This window comes from Micromonospora cynarisoli (genome assembly GCF_030518815.1).
Taxonomy (GTDB): domain Bacteria; phylum Actinomycetota; class Actinomycetes; order Mycobacteriales; family Micromonosporaceae; genus Micromonospora; species Micromonospora wenchangensis.
In genome coordinates this window covers 7,381,332-7,396,727 of the sequence record NZ_CP130426.1, presented here as the reverse complement: position 1 = coordinate 7,396,727, position 15,396 = coordinate 7,381,332, and the positions used below count along the sequence as shown (strand labels likewise).

General features: G+C 73.9%; 14 protein-coding genes. 2 read left to right on the top strand and 12 right to left on the bottom strand.

Annotated elements, in window-relative coordinates; genetic code table 11:
• Positions 1-36: 36 nt before the first annotated feature.
• Positions 37-975: a LysR family transcriptional regulator gene (locus Q2K16_RS32415; RefSeq protein ID WP_302742495.1), complete on the bottom strand. Its 939-nt coding sequence runs from the start codon at positions 973-975 to the stop codon at positions 37-39.
• A 109-nt stretch (positions 976-1,084) separates the two neighbouring features.
• Between Q2K16_RS32415 and Q2K16_RS32410 the strand changes: the two genes are divergently transcribed.
• Both Q2K16_RS32410 and Q2K16_RS32405 read left to right on the top strand, forming a co-directional pair.
• Positions 1,085-2,002: an NAD(P)H-binding protein gene (locus tag Q2K16_RS32410; RefSeq protein WP_302742493.1), complete on the top strand. Its 918-nt coding sequence runs from the start codon at positions 1,085-1,087 to the stop codon at positions 2,000-2,002.
• Positions 1,992-2,357: a darcynin family protein gene (locus tag Q2K16_RS32405; RefSeq protein ID WP_302742491.1), complete on the top strand. Its 366-nt coding sequence runs from the start codon at positions 1,992-1,994 to the stop codon at positions 2,355-2,357. Before Q2K16_RS32410 ends, Q2K16_RS32405 begins: the two co-directional genes overlap by 11 nt.
• Before the next feature lie 87 nt (positions 2,358-2,444).
• On the opposite strand, the gene Q2K16_RS32400 is transcribed toward Q2K16_RS32405, so the two are convergent.
• From Q2K16_RS32400 to Q2K16_RS32350, 11 genes are all read right to left on the bottom strand, one after another.
• Complete coding sequence (locus Q2K16_RS32400; RefSeq protein WP_302742489.1) at positions 2,445-3,389, bottom strand: aldo/keto reductase; 945 nt, start codon at positions 3,387-3,389, stop codon at positions 2,445-2,447.
• Positions 3,390-3,471: 82 nt separating this feature from the next.
• The gene (locus Q2K16_RS32395; RefSeq protein WP_302742487.1) at positions 3,472-4,032 is read right to left on the bottom strand and encodes a GNAT family N-acetyltransferase; all 561 of its coding nucleotides are present in this window, start codon (positions 4,030-4,032) and stop codon (positions 3,472-3,474) included.
• Positions 4,033-4,043: 11 nt separating this feature from the next.
• Complete coding sequence (locus Q2K16_RS32390) at positions 4,044-6,419, bottom strand: ABC transporter ATP-binding protein/permease (protein WP_302742486.1); 2,376 nt, start codon at positions 6,417-6,419, stop codon at positions 4,044-4,046.
• Entirely contained in the window at positions 6,416-7,360 is a 945-nt protein-coding gene (locus Q2K16_RS32385; protein WP_302742484.1) for an ABC transporter permease, read from the bottom strand. The genes Q2K16_RS32390 and Q2K16_RS32385 overlap by 4 nt, the downstream gene beginning before the upstream one ends.
• Positions 7,357-8,925 carry an ABC transporter substrate-binding protein gene (locus tag Q2K16_RS32380; RefSeq protein ID WP_302742482.1) on the bottom strand — a complete coding sequence of 523 codons (1,569 nt, stop codon included), beginning with the start codon at positions 8,923-8,925 and terminating at the stop codon, positions 7,357-7,359. The genes Q2K16_RS32385 and Q2K16_RS32380 overlap by 4 nt, the downstream gene beginning before the upstream one ends.
• Before the next feature lie 55 nt (positions 8,926-8,980).
• A complete protein-coding gene (locus Q2K16_RS32375) occupies positions 8,981-9,784 on the bottom strand; it encodes a class I SAM-dependent methyltransferase (protein ID WP_302742480.1) in 804 nt (267 codons plus the stop codon).
• Positions 9,781-11,016: an MFS transporter gene (locus Q2K16_RS32370; RefSeq protein WP_302742478.1), complete on the bottom strand. Its 1,236-nt coding sequence runs from the start codon at positions 11,014-11,016 to the stop codon at positions 9,781-9,783. Before Q2K16_RS32370 ends, Q2K16_RS32375 begins: the two co-directional genes overlap by 4 nt.
• The gene (locus Q2K16_RS32365) at positions 11,013-12,035 is read right to left on the bottom strand and encodes an enolase C-terminal domain-like protein (RefSeq protein WP_302742477.1); all 1,023 of its coding nucleotides are present in this window, start codon (positions 12,033-12,035) and stop codon (positions 11,013-11,015) included. The genes Q2K16_RS32370 and Q2K16_RS32365 overlap by 4 nt, the downstream gene beginning before the upstream one ends.
• Entirely contained in the window at positions 12,032-13,108 is a 1,077-nt protein-coding gene (locus Q2K16_RS32360) for a PLP-dependent cysteine synthase family protein (RefSeq protein WP_302742475.1), read from the bottom strand. The genes Q2K16_RS32365 and Q2K16_RS32360 overlap by 4 nt, the downstream gene beginning before the upstream one ends.
• On the bottom strand, positions 13,102-13,941 hold the full coding sequence (locus Q2K16_RS32355; protein ID WP_302742472.1) for a Rossmann-like domain-containing protein: 840 nt from the start codon (positions 13,939-13,941) through the stop codon (positions 13,102-13,104). Before Q2K16_RS32355 ends, Q2K16_RS32360 begins: the two co-directional genes overlap by 7 nt.
• Positions 13,938-15,212: an ATP-grasp domain-containing protein gene (locus tag Q2K16_RS32350; RefSeq protein WP_302742471.1), complete on the bottom strand. Its 1,275-nt coding sequence runs from the start codon at positions 15,210-15,212 to the stop codon at positions 13,938-13,940. The genes Q2K16_RS32355 and Q2K16_RS32350 overlap by 4 nt, the downstream gene beginning before the upstream one ends.
• Between the last annotated feature and the right edge of the window lie 184 nt (positions 15,213-15,396).

Here is a 15,396-nt window from a genome sequence, read left to right as displayed (position 1 = left end):
GCCCCGACGGGCACGTACACGGCCTGATGGCAGGTCCTATTCCTCTCGGGCGGGACGGAGCACCCGGCGCACGGCGTCACGCAGCCACTGGTGGGCACCGTCGACGCTGTGCCGTGGGTGCCAGGCCATGCCGATCGTCAGCGGTGGCAGCGGCAGTGGAATGTCCAGCAGGCGCAGTCCCAGCGCATGCGCCGCGTCGCTGAGCCGTGACGATGGCTCACCCGGCAGCGCGGTCGGCACCAGGCAGACCACGTCCTCGGTTGCGGCCAGCATCATCGCGGCCAGGTGTCCGGGCAGGACGGCGCTGACCCGCCGGCTGAGCCCCTGCGCGGCCAGGGCCGTGTCCAGCGGGCCGGTGAAGCGTCCGCGGCGGCTGACCGCCACGTGCTCGGCCGCAGCGAGTCTGGCGGCCGTCAGAGTTCCCTCGGCGAGTGGGTGCCCGGCCCTGACCCCGGCCGCCATCCGCAGGGTGACGAGTTCTTCGACGTGGGTCTCCGGGTCGACGTGGTCGATGGCGCCGACTTCCAGGTCGATCCGTCCGTCACGCAGCGCGGGGCCCGCCTCCCACTCCTCGGCCAGCACCCGCAGCGAGACGCCCGGCGCCCGCCGTCGGGCCAGCCGGAGCAGACCGGGCGCGACCGCGTCACCGACCAGGTCCGCGGCCTGGATGGTGAAGGTCCGCCGCAGTGCCGCGGGATCGATTCCGCCGCTCGGGGCGAGCAACGCCTCCAGCCGGCGTACCACCGCGGCGGCCTCGTCCCGCAGCGCCTCGGCGCGCGCAGTGGGCACCATCCGCTGTCCGGCCCGCACCAGTAGTGGATCGCGGAGCACCCGGCGCAACCGGGCCAGGGTACGGCTCATCGCCGCAGGGGAGGTCTGCAGCCGCGCGGCGGCGCGGGTGACGCTCTGCTCGGTCAGTAGGGCGTCGAGAGCGACGGCGAGGTTGGCATCAAGGTTCGGGGCTGGGCTGCTCACCGCATTTATTCCACTTCAGGCAATGATTGGATGCTGAAGTTCCCATTGTGGCAATGCGGTGCCCGTCCGCACGATGGGTGAGTCCTGCCGATCCGACAATCGAGGTTTCATGATCGTCATTACCGGACCCACCGGGAACATCGGGCGGCACCTGCTGTCGCTGCTGATCGAGGCCGCACCCGCAGGCCGTGAGGAGTTGCGTGTCGTCGTCCGGGACCCGGCCCGGCTGCCCGAGGACGTCCGTGGCCGGGTCGAGGTGGTCGTCGGCTCGCACGGCGACGCCGCGACCGTCGAGCGTGCCGTCGCCGGGGCGGACGCCGTGTTCTGGCTGGTGCCACCGGACGCCTCCGGCACGCCCGACGATGCCTACAGCGGCTTCACCCGCCCGGCCGCGCGTGCTTTCGCCGCGCACGGCGTCGGCCATGTCGTCGGCGTCTCGGCGCTCGGCCGTGGCACCCCGCAGGCCGCCCGGGCCGGGCTGGTCACCGCCTCCCTGGCCATGGACGACCTGATCGCCGGCTCCGGCGTCGCCTACCGCGCCCTGGCCTGCCCGTCCTTCTTCGAGAACCTGCTGGAGGAGGTGGACGCGATCCGCGACGACGGCGTCTTCACCGACACCGCCGTCGCGGACCGTCCGGCCCCCATGGTGGCCGTCGCCGACATCGCCGCCGCCGCGGCCGGGCTGCTGCTGGACCGCTCCTGGACCGGTGTGGGCGACGTCCCGGTGCTCGGCCCGCAGGACCTCTCGCCCGACGACCTGGCCCGCATCATGACCGAGGAACTGGGTCGTCCGGTCCGCTACCGGCGTCAGTCGCTCGACGAACTGCGCTCCACCATGCTCGGCTACGGCCTCAACGCGGCGTTCGTCGAGGCCATGGTCGACATGAAACGCGCCAAGGACGAGGGCCTGGACTCGGGCGTCGACCGCTCACCGCAGGCGGGGCCGGCCACCACGTTCGCGCAGTGGTGCGCCCGAACGCTGCGGCCCGCCGTCCTCACCACCCAGGGGACCGTCGATGCCCGCTGACCGAACCGAGCCGCCGGTCACCGCTTTCATGCTTGTCAAAACCACCCCCGAGTGGCTGGCGATGACCGTGGCCGAACGCGTCCAGGCCTTCACCACCCACGTTCTCCCCGTCATCCAGGCCCGCACCCACGGTGTCCGCTCCCGCTTCTACGACACGGAGTTCTACTCGGCGCGGGTCACCGACATCTGGGTCTGGGAGGCGGACGACCACGACGCCTACCGCCTGCTGATCGACGCCTTGCGCGAGACCCCCTTCTGGGACCGCTACTTCGAGGTCGTCGACCTGCTCGTGGGCATCGAGAACGGCTACGCCCGCACCTACGGCCTGAAGCCGCTGGCCACCCTCGCCACCTGAGGCTCCACCGGACCGGCCGGTGCCGCCGTCGCCCGACGGCGGCACCGGCTCGGCGGAAGGCGATCCCCCGGAACCCTCCCGTTCCGTTCAGCGGGCGGCGGCCAGCCGGGCCAGCTGCCCGTCCTCCAACGGCACGTGCACCGCGTCGACGGCCTCGTCGAGCTGCGCGAGGCTGCTCACGCCGACGATGGGCCGGATGCCCTGCCGCAGCAGCCAGGCGAGCACCACCTGGTTGCGTGTCGCCCCCGTCTCGACGGTGATCTCGTCGAGCACGCCGAGGACCCGGCTCGTCCCCGGATGGTCGTACGCCTCGGGGAGGGGCTTGTCGGGGCGCACGTAGCCGCCGTTGATCAACGGGGTGTAGGCCCACACGTCCAGGCCCTCGGTGTGCGCGTAGTCGAGGTCGTCGGCGGCGAGCAGCTTGTGGCCCTGATCGGGCAACACGGCACCGGGTCGCGGTTGCGCCAACGAGTGGCGCAGTTGCACCGCCGACCACTGCGCCGCCCCCTGGTCCCGGGCCAGGGCGCGGGCCTGCTCGACGCGCCACGAGGCGTGGTTGGCCGCCCCGACACGGCGCACGGTCCCCCCGCTGACGAGCGCACCGAAGGCGGCCACGGTCTCGGCGAGCGGCACGCTGCGGTCCTCGCCGTGCGCCCACAGCAGGTCGACCGCGTCGACACCGAGCCGGGACAGGCTGCCGGCGACGCCCGCCGCGACCGCCCCGGCCGACAGTCCCTCGGCGGACTCGGGCCAGCGGTGCGCCACCAGCGGGTCGTAGCGGACCTTCGTCGCGATCCGCACCCGGGCCCGCCCGCCCGGACGCGCCCGCAGCCAGGCCCCGATCACCCGCTCGCTCGCCCCGCCGACACCGGCCGGGTCGGACCAGAACGCGTAACAGTTGGCGGTGTCGAGCCACTCCCCGCCCACCTCCACGAACCTGTCCAGCAGCGCGAACGCGCGTTCCTGGTCCACCGTCGTGCCGTAGTTCATCGTCCCCAGCACCAGTCGGGCCATCGCCCTGTCCCCTGCCACGGCGTCGACCCTGCCACCTGGAGCGCGCTCCAGGTCAAGCCGCCCGCGACGGACAGGGCGGCACGCCCGGGTACGACGGCGGCTACCGGTGGCGGCCGGACAGCGGGATCTCGAAGTGCACGGTCTGGCAGGTGGCGTCGGGGCCGTCACGCGCGTCGTGGACCGGCGTCGCCAGGCTCCGCCAGAACGGTTCGGCACCGGCGACCCGGGCGTCGGTGTGCAGGTAGAGCGCACGGTAGCGGGGTTGCCGGGTGACGAAGTCGACGGCGAGGCCGACCAGTGCCCGGGCGAGACCGCACCGTCGGTGTCCGGGCCGCACGTAGACCCGGAACAGCTGCGCGGTGGTGTCGTCGGGGTAGCGCTCGGCGAGGAAACGCGGATGGGGTGGGCTCGTGGGCGCGGCGGCGCGTACCGCGGTCGTGCCCACGACCTCGTCGCCCGTGGTCGCGACGAACAGGGCGTGCCGGTCGGGTGTGAGGTAGGTGCCGTCGAGGTCGATGACGTCGGCGTGCCATTCGGGCCGGTAGCCGAAGCCGAAGTCGCGGTAGAAGGTGTCCAGCATGACGCTGCGCGCCCCGTCGACGTGCCGGGGCCCGGCGATCTGGACCTCGTACGGGCCGACGCGGTGTCGGTGGTGCGGCATGGTTCCTCCGGTCACGGATGGGTGGGTGTGGTGTCGTCCGCCGGGTGGGTGTGCAGCAGGGCGCGGGTCAGCGGGTGCCGCGCGTGGTGGAGCAGGTCGTCGGCGGGGCCGTCGTCGACGACGTATCCGTCGTCGAGAACGACGAGGTGATCGGCGAGGTGCGCCACCACGTCCCGGTCGTGGCTGATCACCACGACGGTCAGCCGCAGGCGGTGCCGCAGTTCGTCGAGGAGGGTGAGGATGCCGTGCTGGGTGAGCCGGTCGAGGCCGGCGGTCGTCTCGTCGCAGATGAGCACCCGGGGCCGGCTGGCCAGGGCCCGGGCGAGCGCGGCGCGGTGCAGTTCGCCGCCGGAGAGCCGGTCGGGGCGTCGGGTGACCGTGGGTTCGGTGAGGCCCACCCGGGCGAGCAGGTCCAGGGCGGTGCGGCGGGCCTGTTCCGGTGGGGCGGCGCGGAGGCGGCGCGCGGGGGCGGCGGTCTGGTCGAGGACGCTCCGGTGGGGGTCGAAGCTGGCGCGGGCGTCCTGGAACACGTACTGGACGGCGGCGAGTTCGTCGGGGCGGCGGCGGTCGAGGTGCCCGGCGAGGGGTTGCCCGTCGAGGGTCACCAGGCCGGTGCGGGTGGGGTGCAGGCCGGCGAGGCAGCGGGCGAGGGTGGTCTTGCCGCTGCCGGAGCGGCCGACCACGGCCAGGCACCGCCCGGCGGGGACGGTCAGGGTGACGTCGTGGAGCACGTCGCGTCGTCGGCCGCCGTCGCGGTGGGCGGCGCTCAGACCGGCGACGTGCAGCAGCGGCCGGTCCTGCCGGGTCGCCGTCGACGGCCGGTGCGGTGGCGCGGCGAGCAGGTCCCGGGCGTGCCGGTGTCGGGGGGTGGTGAGGACGTCGGCGGCGGGGCCGTGTTCGACGGCGGCTCCCCGGTGCAGCACGAGGATCCGGTCGGCGACGGCGCGCACGAGGTGCAGGTCGTGGCTGAGCAGGAGCACGGCGATGCCGTCGCGGGCGAGGGAGGTGAGTTCCCGGGCGACGTCGGCGCGGGTGAGGGCGTCCTGCCCGGTGGTGGGTTCGTCGGCGATGAGCAGGACGGCGTGGGCGAGCAGGGCGTGGGCGATGACGAGGCGTTGCTGCTGACCGCCGGAGAGCTGGTGCGGGAAGCGGCGCAGGAACCGGCGGTCGGCGGGCAGGCCGACCCGGTCGAGGACGGCGGTCACGGCGCGTCGGCGGGCGCTGCGCCCGGTGCCGGGCGTGTGGTGCCGGGCGATCTCGTCGAGCACGGCACCGATGCGCCGTACCGGGTGCAGGGCGGCACCTGGTTGCTGGGGGACGTAGCCGACGCTGCCGGGCGGTGGCGGGGTGCGGGTGGTGACGGGCACGCCGGCCAGGGTGACGGTGCCGGTGTGGGCGACCTCGCCGAGCAGGGCCCGGCCGGTGGTGGTCTTGCCGCTGCCGGAGACGCCGATGACGGCGAGGATCCCCCCGGCGGGCAGGTCGAAGCAGACGCCGTCGACCAGGCGGGTGTCGCCGCGGGTGACGGTCAGATCCCGTACCTCAAGGAGGGTGCCGGGTGTCGGCGGGCGGGCGGCGGTCCTGGGGGGTGCGGGCCGGGGCGGGGGGTCGGTGCGGCGGGCGACCAGCATCCGGTCGGTGGCCAGGTTGAGGCCGACGGCCAGGCAGATGAGCAGGGCGGCCGGCATCGCGACGGCCCAGGGTTGCAGGAACAGTCCGGCGCGGTTGCGGTCCACCATGACCGCCCAGTCGGCGGCGTCGGGTGCCACGCCGACGCCCAGGAAGCTGGCGGTGGCCACCAGGTACGTCGCGCCGACGAACCGGACGCCGGCGTCGGCGAGCAGGACCCGGCGGAGGCCGGTGCCGACGTAGCCGGGGCCGCGTCGCCACCAGGTTTCGCGGTACAGGCGCATCGCCTCCATGGCCGGCCCGTGGGCCAGGGGCAGCGCGGTGGCCCGGGTGATCCGGGTGATCTCCGGCAGCCCGATCAGCGCGACGATCCCGACCAGGGTGAGCGGTCCGGGCGGTGCGGTGGCGGCCAGCAGGATCAGCAGCAGCAGTGACGGCACGGCCAGCGCCAGGTCCAGTGGGCGCATGAGCAGTTCGTCGACCCACCGACGGCGGGTGGACGCGGCCAGCAGCCCGAGCGGCACCCCGACGAGGTACGCCAGCAGCGTCGCGGCGACGGCGACGGCGATCACGGACCGGCCGCCGAGCAGGACCTGCTGGCCGACGTCGCGGCCGACGAAGTCGGTGCCCAGCGGCCCGTCGTCGGTGAACGGGAACGTGCGGCCGGTCGGCCCGCCGGCCAGCGGCGGGCCGCCCACGGCCAGGCCGAGTGGCACGGTGAGCAGCGCCGCCGCGGTCAGGGTGCGCAGCCGCCTCATCGGCCCACCGGGGTACGCGGGGCGAGGCGGAACGCCACCAGGTCGGCGGCCAGGTTCACCAGCACCGTGGTGACGGCGACGAGGACGCACAGCGCCTGCACGGTGGGCACGTCGCGGGTGGACACGGCGTCGACCAGGGCGGTGCCGAGTCCGGGGATGACGAACACCGCCTCGACGACGACGACCCCGCCGAGCAGCCAGTCGGTGGTGCGGGCGAGTTGCTGCACGACCGGTGCCAGGGCGTCGGGCAGGGCGTGGCGCAGCCAGAGCCGGCCGCCGGTGATGCCGAGGCGTCGGGCGTGGCGGAGGTGTTCGGACCGTAGGGCGTCGAGCAGGCCGGCGCGGGTGAGTCGGCTGATGGTGCAGACCGGTCGGGCGAGCAGCACGAGCAGGGGCAGCACGAGCACCGACGGCTGGGCGAGCAGGTCGGCACCGAACGCGGTGGGTGGCAGCCAGCCGAGGTGGACGCCGAACACGGCGATGAGCAGGATCGCCAGGGCGAACTCCGGCACCGCGTACAGGGCGACCGACACCGCGGACACCGTCCGGTCCAGCGGTCCCCCCTCCCGGCGGGCCGCCAGCATGCCCAGGGCGACGGCGAGCGGTACGAGCACGAGCAGGGTCACCGCCGCCAGCAGCAGGGTGACGCCCGCGCTGTCGGCGAGCCGGTCGACGATCGGCCGTCCCGAGACCAGTGACACGCCGAGGTCGCCGTGGAGCAGGTCGGTCAGCCAGTCGAGGTAGCGCTGCCAGGCCGGCCGGTCGAGGTCCAGCTGTTGCCGGATGGCCGCGATCCGGGCCGGGTCGGGCTGGTCGCCGGCGATCACCACGGCGGCGTCACCGGGCAGCGCCTCGGTGAGCACGAACACGACGGTGGTGATCCCGGCGACCTGCCCGAGGCCGAGCAGCAGCCGCCCGGCGGCGTAGCGGGGCAGACTCACCCCAGCCAGACCTTGTCGAAGCGGGCCCAGTCGAGGGTGTTGGCCGGCGCCTGGGCGGACACGCCACCGACGCGGGGTGCGGTGGCGACGAGGAAGTCGGCGAAACCCCAGATCAGGAAGCCGCCCTCGGCGTGCAGGACGCGTTGCATGTCGCCGTACGCCTGTCGGCGGGTGGCCTCGTCGGTGCTGGAGACGGCGCGGGTGTAGAGGGCGTCGAAGTCGGGGCGGGTCCACCGGGTCGCGTTGGTGGTGGAGCTGGTCAGCAGCCGCTGGGAGATGTGCGTCTCGATGGGCATGGCGCCGGAGCGGTACGAGGCCAGCACACCGGTGTCGAGGATGTCCTTCCAGTAGGTGTCCTTGTTGCCCAGCGCGGTGTCGATGACCAGGCCGGCCTGTCTGGCCTGGTCGGTGAGGACGCTGGCGGCCTCGACGAAGCCGCTGGCCACCGAGGCGGTGTCGAGGCGTATCCGCAGCCCCCGGGCGTCGGCCTTGTCGATCAGGAAGCGGGCCCGGTCGAGGTCGTGGGTGCGTTGGGTGATGTCGTCGGCGTAGTGCTGGTAGCCCTTGCCGAACAGGTCGTTGCCGATCTGCCCGGACCCGGCGAGGACGGTGTCGACGAGCTGTTGGCGGTCGGTGAGCAGGAACATGGCCTCGCGGAGGTCCCGGTTGTCGAACGGCGGCCGGTCGACCTTCATGGCGAAGGACTGCATGGTGCTGTTCGGCATCCGGGTGACGGTCAGCCGGGTGCTGCCGGCGTGGGTGCGGGCGGTGGTGGGGGTGATGTCGTGGGCGTACTCCACCTGCCCGGCGAGCAGGGCGTTGACCCGGGCCGACTCCTCGTTGCTGATCAAGTATTCCAGCTCGTCGAGGTGGGCTGCGCCCTCCCAGTAGCCGTCGTAGCGTTTGAGCAGCAGTGACCGGCCGGGCTGCCAGGAGTCGAAGGTGAACGGCCCGGACCCGACGGGCCGGGTGAAGCTGTCGGTGCCCTCGGGGACGATGTACGCGCCGAACGCGGCCAGGGCGTTGGGAAACTCGGCGAAGGGGCGGGTGAGGGCCAGCTCCACGGTCCGGTCGTCGATGGCGCGGCTGCGGGGCAGGTCGAGCAGGCCGAGGCTGGCCCTGGCCCGGTACGCCTTCGTCGGGTCGGTGATCCTGGCGTAGCTGTGCAGCACGTCGGCGGCGCGGACCGGCCGCCCGTCGTGGAACGTCGCCTCGCGCAGGGTGATCCGCCAGCGGGTGAGGTCGCCGTCGGGTTCCCAGCGTTCGGCCAGGCGGGGCCGGATGGCGACGTCGGGGCCGTAGTCGGCGAGCTTGTCGAACATCGCCTTGGCTCGGGACGCCTCGTTGAACAGGTTGGCCAGGTGCGGGTCCAACGTCTCGTTGACGCCGCCGCCGGCGAACGCCGCCCGCAGCCGGCCGCCGCGCCGGGGTCGCCCGGCGGCGGGGGTGCTCGGGTCGTCGCCCCCGCCGCAGCCGGCCAGGAGGGCGGCGGAGACGGCGGCGACACCGCCGAGCAGGCCGCGACGGGTCACCGTCGGCGCGCCCGCAGACAAACTATCCATCATGAATATCCTTTCCGATAAGGTGGTGGGTCTCGCCGCGGCGCTGCGGCGGTCGCAGTCAGGCCGGGTCGACGCGTCGACGCGCGACCAGGTGCAGGCGGTCACCGGACAGCGCGGACGACAACGCGGCGCTCGGCTGCCAGGGCGGGTCGGTGCGGGGACCGGGGGCGTCGAACAGGGCCACCACGTCGAACCCGGTGGTGTCGAGCAGGTACCGCAGCTCGGCGGGGAACAGCAGCCGCCAGGCCGAGGTCTGCACCAGCGGTTGCGGGCAGGCCGGCCAGGTCCAGACCCGTTCGCGGCGCAGCAGCTGCCCACCGTGGTCGATCCACAGCCGCGTCCCGGAGGTGTACGGAATGCCGCGCCAGGTCACGGTGCGGGTACGGATGCCGTCGAGGAGTTCGGTGTTGCCGAGGAAGAACGCCCCGTTGCGCATCTCGGCCAGCAGCAGCCCACCGGGGCGCAGGTGCCGGTGGCAGCAGCGCAGGAACGCGGTCAGGTCGGCGTTGGTGTGGCAGTACAGCAGCGCGCTGTCCAGGCAGGTGACGACGTCGACGGGGCCGGCCAGCTCGAAGTCCCGCAGGTCGGCGTGGACGAACCGGACGCCGGGGTGGCGACGCCGCGCGTAAGTCAGCATCGGCACCGACGTGTCCAACCCGACGGCGGCGTAGCCGAGGGTGGCGAGGTATCCCACGTCGCGGCCGGTGCCGCAGCCGACGTCGAGCAGCCGGGGCGCGGCGTCGGTGCGGTCGGCGAACCGGCGTACGACGTCGTCGACGAACCGGGCGGCATGGTGACCCGGGTCGGGGAACTGCTGTTCGTACAGTTCCGGGTTGTCGGTGAGGAGGTTCCCGTCGCTCATGACACCCCTGCCGGGGTCGGCGTGGGCGCGGACGTGCGGGGGCGATCGAGGCGCAGCAGCCACACCGCGCCCGCCGAGGCCACCCCGACGGCGGATGTGAGCAGCCACGCCACCGGCGGCACCCCGGTTGCGGTGCCCACCGCCGCGCCGACGGCGGCGGTGCAGCCGGCGGCGAGGACCCCGGACACCAGGTAGAACAGGCCGAAGTAGGTGCCGGTCAGCCGGGGGCCGGCGAAGGCGGGGATCAACTCCAGCACGAACGGCTGGGCAATCATCACCCCCAGGGTGAGCAGGACGGCCGCGGCCAGCACCGGCGCCAGCCGCAGCACCGGCGACGACGACTCCACCCGCAGCAGCGGCAGCAGGAACCCGGCCCCCATGACCGCCATCCCGACGGTGATGCTCGCGCCTCGGCGCCAGCGGCCCTGCAGCCAGCCGGTCAGCGGCAGTTGCAGGGTGAGCGTCACGACGGTGGAGACGACGAACAGCACGGCGACCGCCACCGGCTGCCCGGTGACGTGCTCCGCCTGCACCGGCAGGATCAGGTACAGCTGGGTCTGCAACGCGAACATGCCGGCCAGCGCGACGCTGAAGGCCAGGAACCGGCGGTCGGCGAGGCCGGCACGCCAGTCCTGCCAGAGCGTCGCCCCGGCGGAGGTGGCAGGTGTGGCGGGCAGCCAGACCGCCTGCGCCACGGTGAGCGCGGCGAACAGCCCGGCGGCGGTCAGCGCGGCGGCCCGGAAGTCGACCAGGAGCAGCACCGAGCCGAGCAGCGGCCCGAGCAGCGCGCCGGCACTGGCGAAGACGGTGAACAGGGCGAACGCCTCGGCCCGCCGGTCGGTGGCGGCCTGCGCCACGTAGCTGCGTACGGCCGGGTTGAACAGCGCCCCGGCCAGTCCGGACAGGATCGACGCGGCCAGCAGCACCGGTAGTGCCGTGCCGAGGGCGAACAACCCGAAGCCGACGGCGCGCAGGGCACAGCCGGCGATGATGATACCCCGGGCGCCCAGCCGGTCGGCGGCGGAGCCACCCAGCAGGAACAGGCCCTGCTGGCTGAGGTTACGCACGCCGAGCACGATGCCGATCACGGCGGCGGAGAGCCCGACGTCGTCGGCCAGGTAGCCGGCGAGGTAGGGCAGCAGCAGGTAGAAACCGACGTTGACCCCGAACTGGTTGACCACCAGCAGCCGGATCGGCAGCGGGAAGCTGCGCAGGGTGGACCACGTGGTCATCGGGCCGCCCACACGCCGAGACCGGGTGCCCCGCTCACCCGCAGGACGCCGTCGTGGCCGCCGATGCCGGTCCACGGATCGTCGGCGAGCAGCAGGTGCCCGTCCAGGTCGATCCAGCGGGCGTCCCCGGTGAGGTGCACCGCCGGTGCGATGCCCAGCGAGCTGGCCACCAGGCAGCCCAGCATGAGGTCCAGGCCGTGCGCCCGGGCCGTGGCGGCGATCTGCCGTGCGGCGTGGATGCCGCCGCACCTGGCCAGCTTGACGTTGATGCCGGCCACCGTGCCGGCGAGGGCGTCGACGTGCGCCGCCGTGGCCGCGTCCTCGTCGGCGATGACCGGCACGTCGGTGCGCGCGCTGATCCAGCCGAGCAGTCGCGGGGTGCCGGGCGCGATGGGCTGCTCGACGGCGTCGATGCCGTACGGGCGCAGCGTGTCGAGCAGCCGCACGGTCTGCTCGGGGGTCCACGCGCCGTTGGGGTCGAGCAGGAGCCGTGCCTGCGGCAGCGCGGCCCGGACGGCGGCGACCCGGGCCGCGTCCGCAGGGTCCCCGCACTTGACCTTGACCGTCTCAAAGCCGCGTCGGGCCAGGTCCCGCGCGGTGGCCCCGGCGTGGCCGGGCGCGACGAGACCGATGGTGTGGGCCGTGGCCGCCGGGGTCGGGGCGGGCCGGCCGAGCCACCGGTGCACCGGCTGTCCGGCCCGCCGGCCCAGCAGGTCGTGGACGGCGGCGTCCAGGGCCGCCAGCACACCTGCGGGCAGCTGCGTGGCGAGCGCCGGCAACTCCGCGAGCAGCGCCTCGGGTCCGCCGTAGGCGCGCACCCGGTGCCGCAGCCCGGGCAGCAGCCCGAGGATGGCGGCCAGGTCCAGTCCGTAGTAGACGCTGGTCACCACCTCGCCGTGGCCGGTGACGCCGTCGTGGGACAGGTCGAGTTGGACGGCGTCCCGGCCCGGCATCGTCGCCCGGGAGATCCGCAGCGGTTCCCGCAGCCGCAGCGGGTAGCTGCACCAGTCGAGCCTCATGCCGGCACCGCCAGGCGGCGCAGCGGGTCGAGGACGGTGCGGCAGCGACTCCACCGGGTCACCTCGACCGCGTCCGGGTACGGGATCTCGATCGGATGGTCCGGAGCCGGGGCGAACAGCCCGTGGCGGGCGCAGTACGCGTCGTCGAAGATCGAGTCGAGGTAGCGGTGCGGGCCGTCCGGGAAGATCGTCACCACCCGGGCGCCGGGCTGCATCCGGCAGATCCACGCCGCGACCCGGGCGACGGCCCCGGTGCTCCAGCCGCCGGTGACGAACGCCGCCCGGGCCAACCGGCGGCAGGTGTCCGCCGCCTCCACCGGGCCGACCCAGTGCACCTCGTCGAAGGCCGCGTAGTCGACGTTGCGGGGGAAGATGCTGCTGCCCAGCCCGCGCATCAGCCGGGGCCGCGCGGGCTGCCCGAAGATCGTCGAGCCGACGGTGTCGACCCCCACCAGCCGCATCCCCGGCCAGTACCGGCGCAACGCCCGACCCAGACCGGCACTGTGCCCACCGGTGCCGACGCTGCACACCAGCACGTCCACGGCCTCGACCTGACCTGTCAACTCCTCGGCCAGGCTGCGGTAACCGGCGGCGTTGTCCGGGTTGTGGTACTGGTCGGGCCAGTAGGCGTCGGGGATGCGGGCCAGCACCTCGCGCAACCGGTCCAGCCGGGCCTGCTGCCAACCACCGACCGGGTGCGGCTGCGCCACCACCTCCACCGTCGCACCGTGGGCCGCCAGCAGCGCCCGCATCGGCCGTTCGATCTCCCGGTCCACCACGAGGACGATCGGGTGGCCCAGGGCCTGCCCGGCGAACGCCAGACCGAGCCCCAGCGTGCCGCTGGTCGACTCCACCACGGTGCCGCCCGGCCTCAGCTCACCGCGCCGCCGGGCGGCCCGCAACATCGCCACGGCGGCCCGCGCCTTCATGCCCCCCGGGCTCAGGTACTCCACCTTGGCGTGGAAACCGCCGTGCGGGTGCGGCAGCGGGGTGTCGACGAACGCCACCGGGGAGCGTCCCAGCAGGCCCAGCAGGTGCGGTGCGCGGGCGGCCGGCGCGGAGGCGGTCAGCACGGCGACCCGGCCCCGGCACGGTAGCGGTAGACCGTCGTCGCCGCGCCGTCGAGCCAGAAGAACGGGTACGGCTCGGCGGACAGGCCACTCAACCCCGCGCCGAGGAAACACGGCAGGACGGCGCTGCCGGTCTGCGCGAAGGCCACCATCGGCTTGCCTGTCGTACGGGCGTGCCGCAGCAGCGGCGCGAACGTGTCGTTGCCCAGGGTCATCCCGGACACCAGCAGCGCGTCGCAGCGTTCCAGCAGCACGGTGGCGTCCGGCAGGCACGGCTCCCCCCACTCCGTGCTCCCGCCGGCCCGGTCGCACGGCAGGTAGCCGACACCCCGGCGACGCAACTGCGCCAGCAGGGAGTTCACCACCCCGACCACGAGGACCCGCTGCCCCGGCCCGACCGGCAGCAGGTCCACCACGGCGGCGGCCCGGGCGGTCGACTTGGCAAGCGACGTCCCGGCCGCGATGGTGACCGTGTCGCAGGCGGCCTGCGGGTGCGGGCGGACCGTGGCGAGGTAGGCGTCCAGGGCCGCGACGCGCACCGCCGACGCCGGATGGGTGAGCAGTTCGGCGACGCTGCGACCGACGCAGTCGTGGGCGACCTCGTCGGTCAGCTCGTCGGGTTCGGTCGCACACGAGCCGACGGCGGCGTCCACCCGCAGGCTCAGCACCTGGTTGCGGTAACCACGGGACCGCCCGGCATGCCGGGCGCCCTGCCGGGTGGTGAACGCGACGGTGACCTGCGCGGTGGCCGGGTCGGGGCCGAAGCGGCCGGCCCGGACCGCGTCGATCAGGTCCGGCACCGACGTGACCGGCCCACCGGTGTCCACCGGCGTCACGCGCGGACCCTGGCCAGTTCGTCGGCGTACCGGACGCCGAGCCCGGCAACCAGTTCGTCGGCCCGGGCCCGCGCGCCGGGGCCCGTGGTGTCCACCGTCATGACGTGACCGAGGTAGTCGTTGTTGCTCACCGCGTCGCCGGTGCGGTGCCCGGTGGGCTTCACCGCCCAGTCGACCACGTCGGGAGCGGCAGCCAGCGCGGTCACCCCGTCGATCCCGGCGACGGTGCCGGCGCGGGACGGAAGCAGGAACGCGATGGCGGCGCTGCGGACACCCGTGTCGGCCACCGTGACCTCCGGCTGCTCACCCACGGCCAGCCGGGCGTACACCATGGGCAGGTCCACCCCGGTCGTTCGCCGGACCAGTTCGGTGATCTGGTTGCCCGCCGGGCGGGGGTTGATCTCCACCACCCGTGGCCCGGCGGCCGTCAGGCGCAGCTCGGTGTGCGCCACCCCCCGGTCGAACCCGACCGCGGCGAGGGCGGCGACGGCCATGTCGCCCACCGCGCCGGCCGTCGCGGCGTCGAGCGCGGCGGGGAACATGTGGCCCGTCTCCACGAACCACGGCGCACCGGCGAGGCTCTTGTCCGTCACGCCGAGCACTGTCGTCTCCCCGTCGACGGTCACGGTCTCCACGCTGACCTCGGGCCCGACCAGCGCCTCCTCCAGCAGCACCAGCGGTGAGCGCCGCTGGCCCCGGGCGTTGACCGGGAACCCGCCGAGGGCGTCGAACGCCTCGCGTAGCTGGGTCCGGTCGGCCACCAGCCGGACGAACATCCCGGCGCACAGGTCGACCGGCTTGACGACCAGCGGGAAACCCAGCGCGTGGGCGGCAGCCTCGGTGCCCACCCAGTCCCCGGTGACCGCGAACGCCGGGCCGGGCAGGCCGGCCGCCTGCATGCGCTGCCGCGCCAGGTCCTTGCGGTAGGCGCACTCGACGGCTTCCGGCCGTGCGCCCGGCAGGCCCAGGTCCGCGGCGAGCCGGGCCACGGTGCCGAGGTAGTAGTCGCAGGACGTGACGACGCCGTCGAACCGCAGCACCTCGTGCAGCTGCCGCACGTGCGGCAGCAGCCGTTCCGGATCGTTGGTCTCGGCGGTGATCACGTGGTCGGCGTCGAGCAGCGGATGAGTTCCGGTGCCGCCGCCCTGGCGCAGGTAGTGGTGCAGGTTCCTGGTCAGGAACGTGAACCGATGTCCCGCCTCCCGGATCGCCCGGGGCAGCAGGGTGCTCATCGCACCGACCCAACTCTCGACCAGCAACACATGACCCACCGCGCACTCCCGACGCTCGACGACTCCAACGAGCAGACGATAACGGTTTCCATTATCAATAGCTAGCGACACGCGCCCGGAACGTTCGCCCGATTTGCGTAACTTGCACTATTTGCCCTCGTTCACTCGTTGACGGCTGCGCCACATCACGCAGACCCGTCATCCATCTGAACGGGGGAAAATT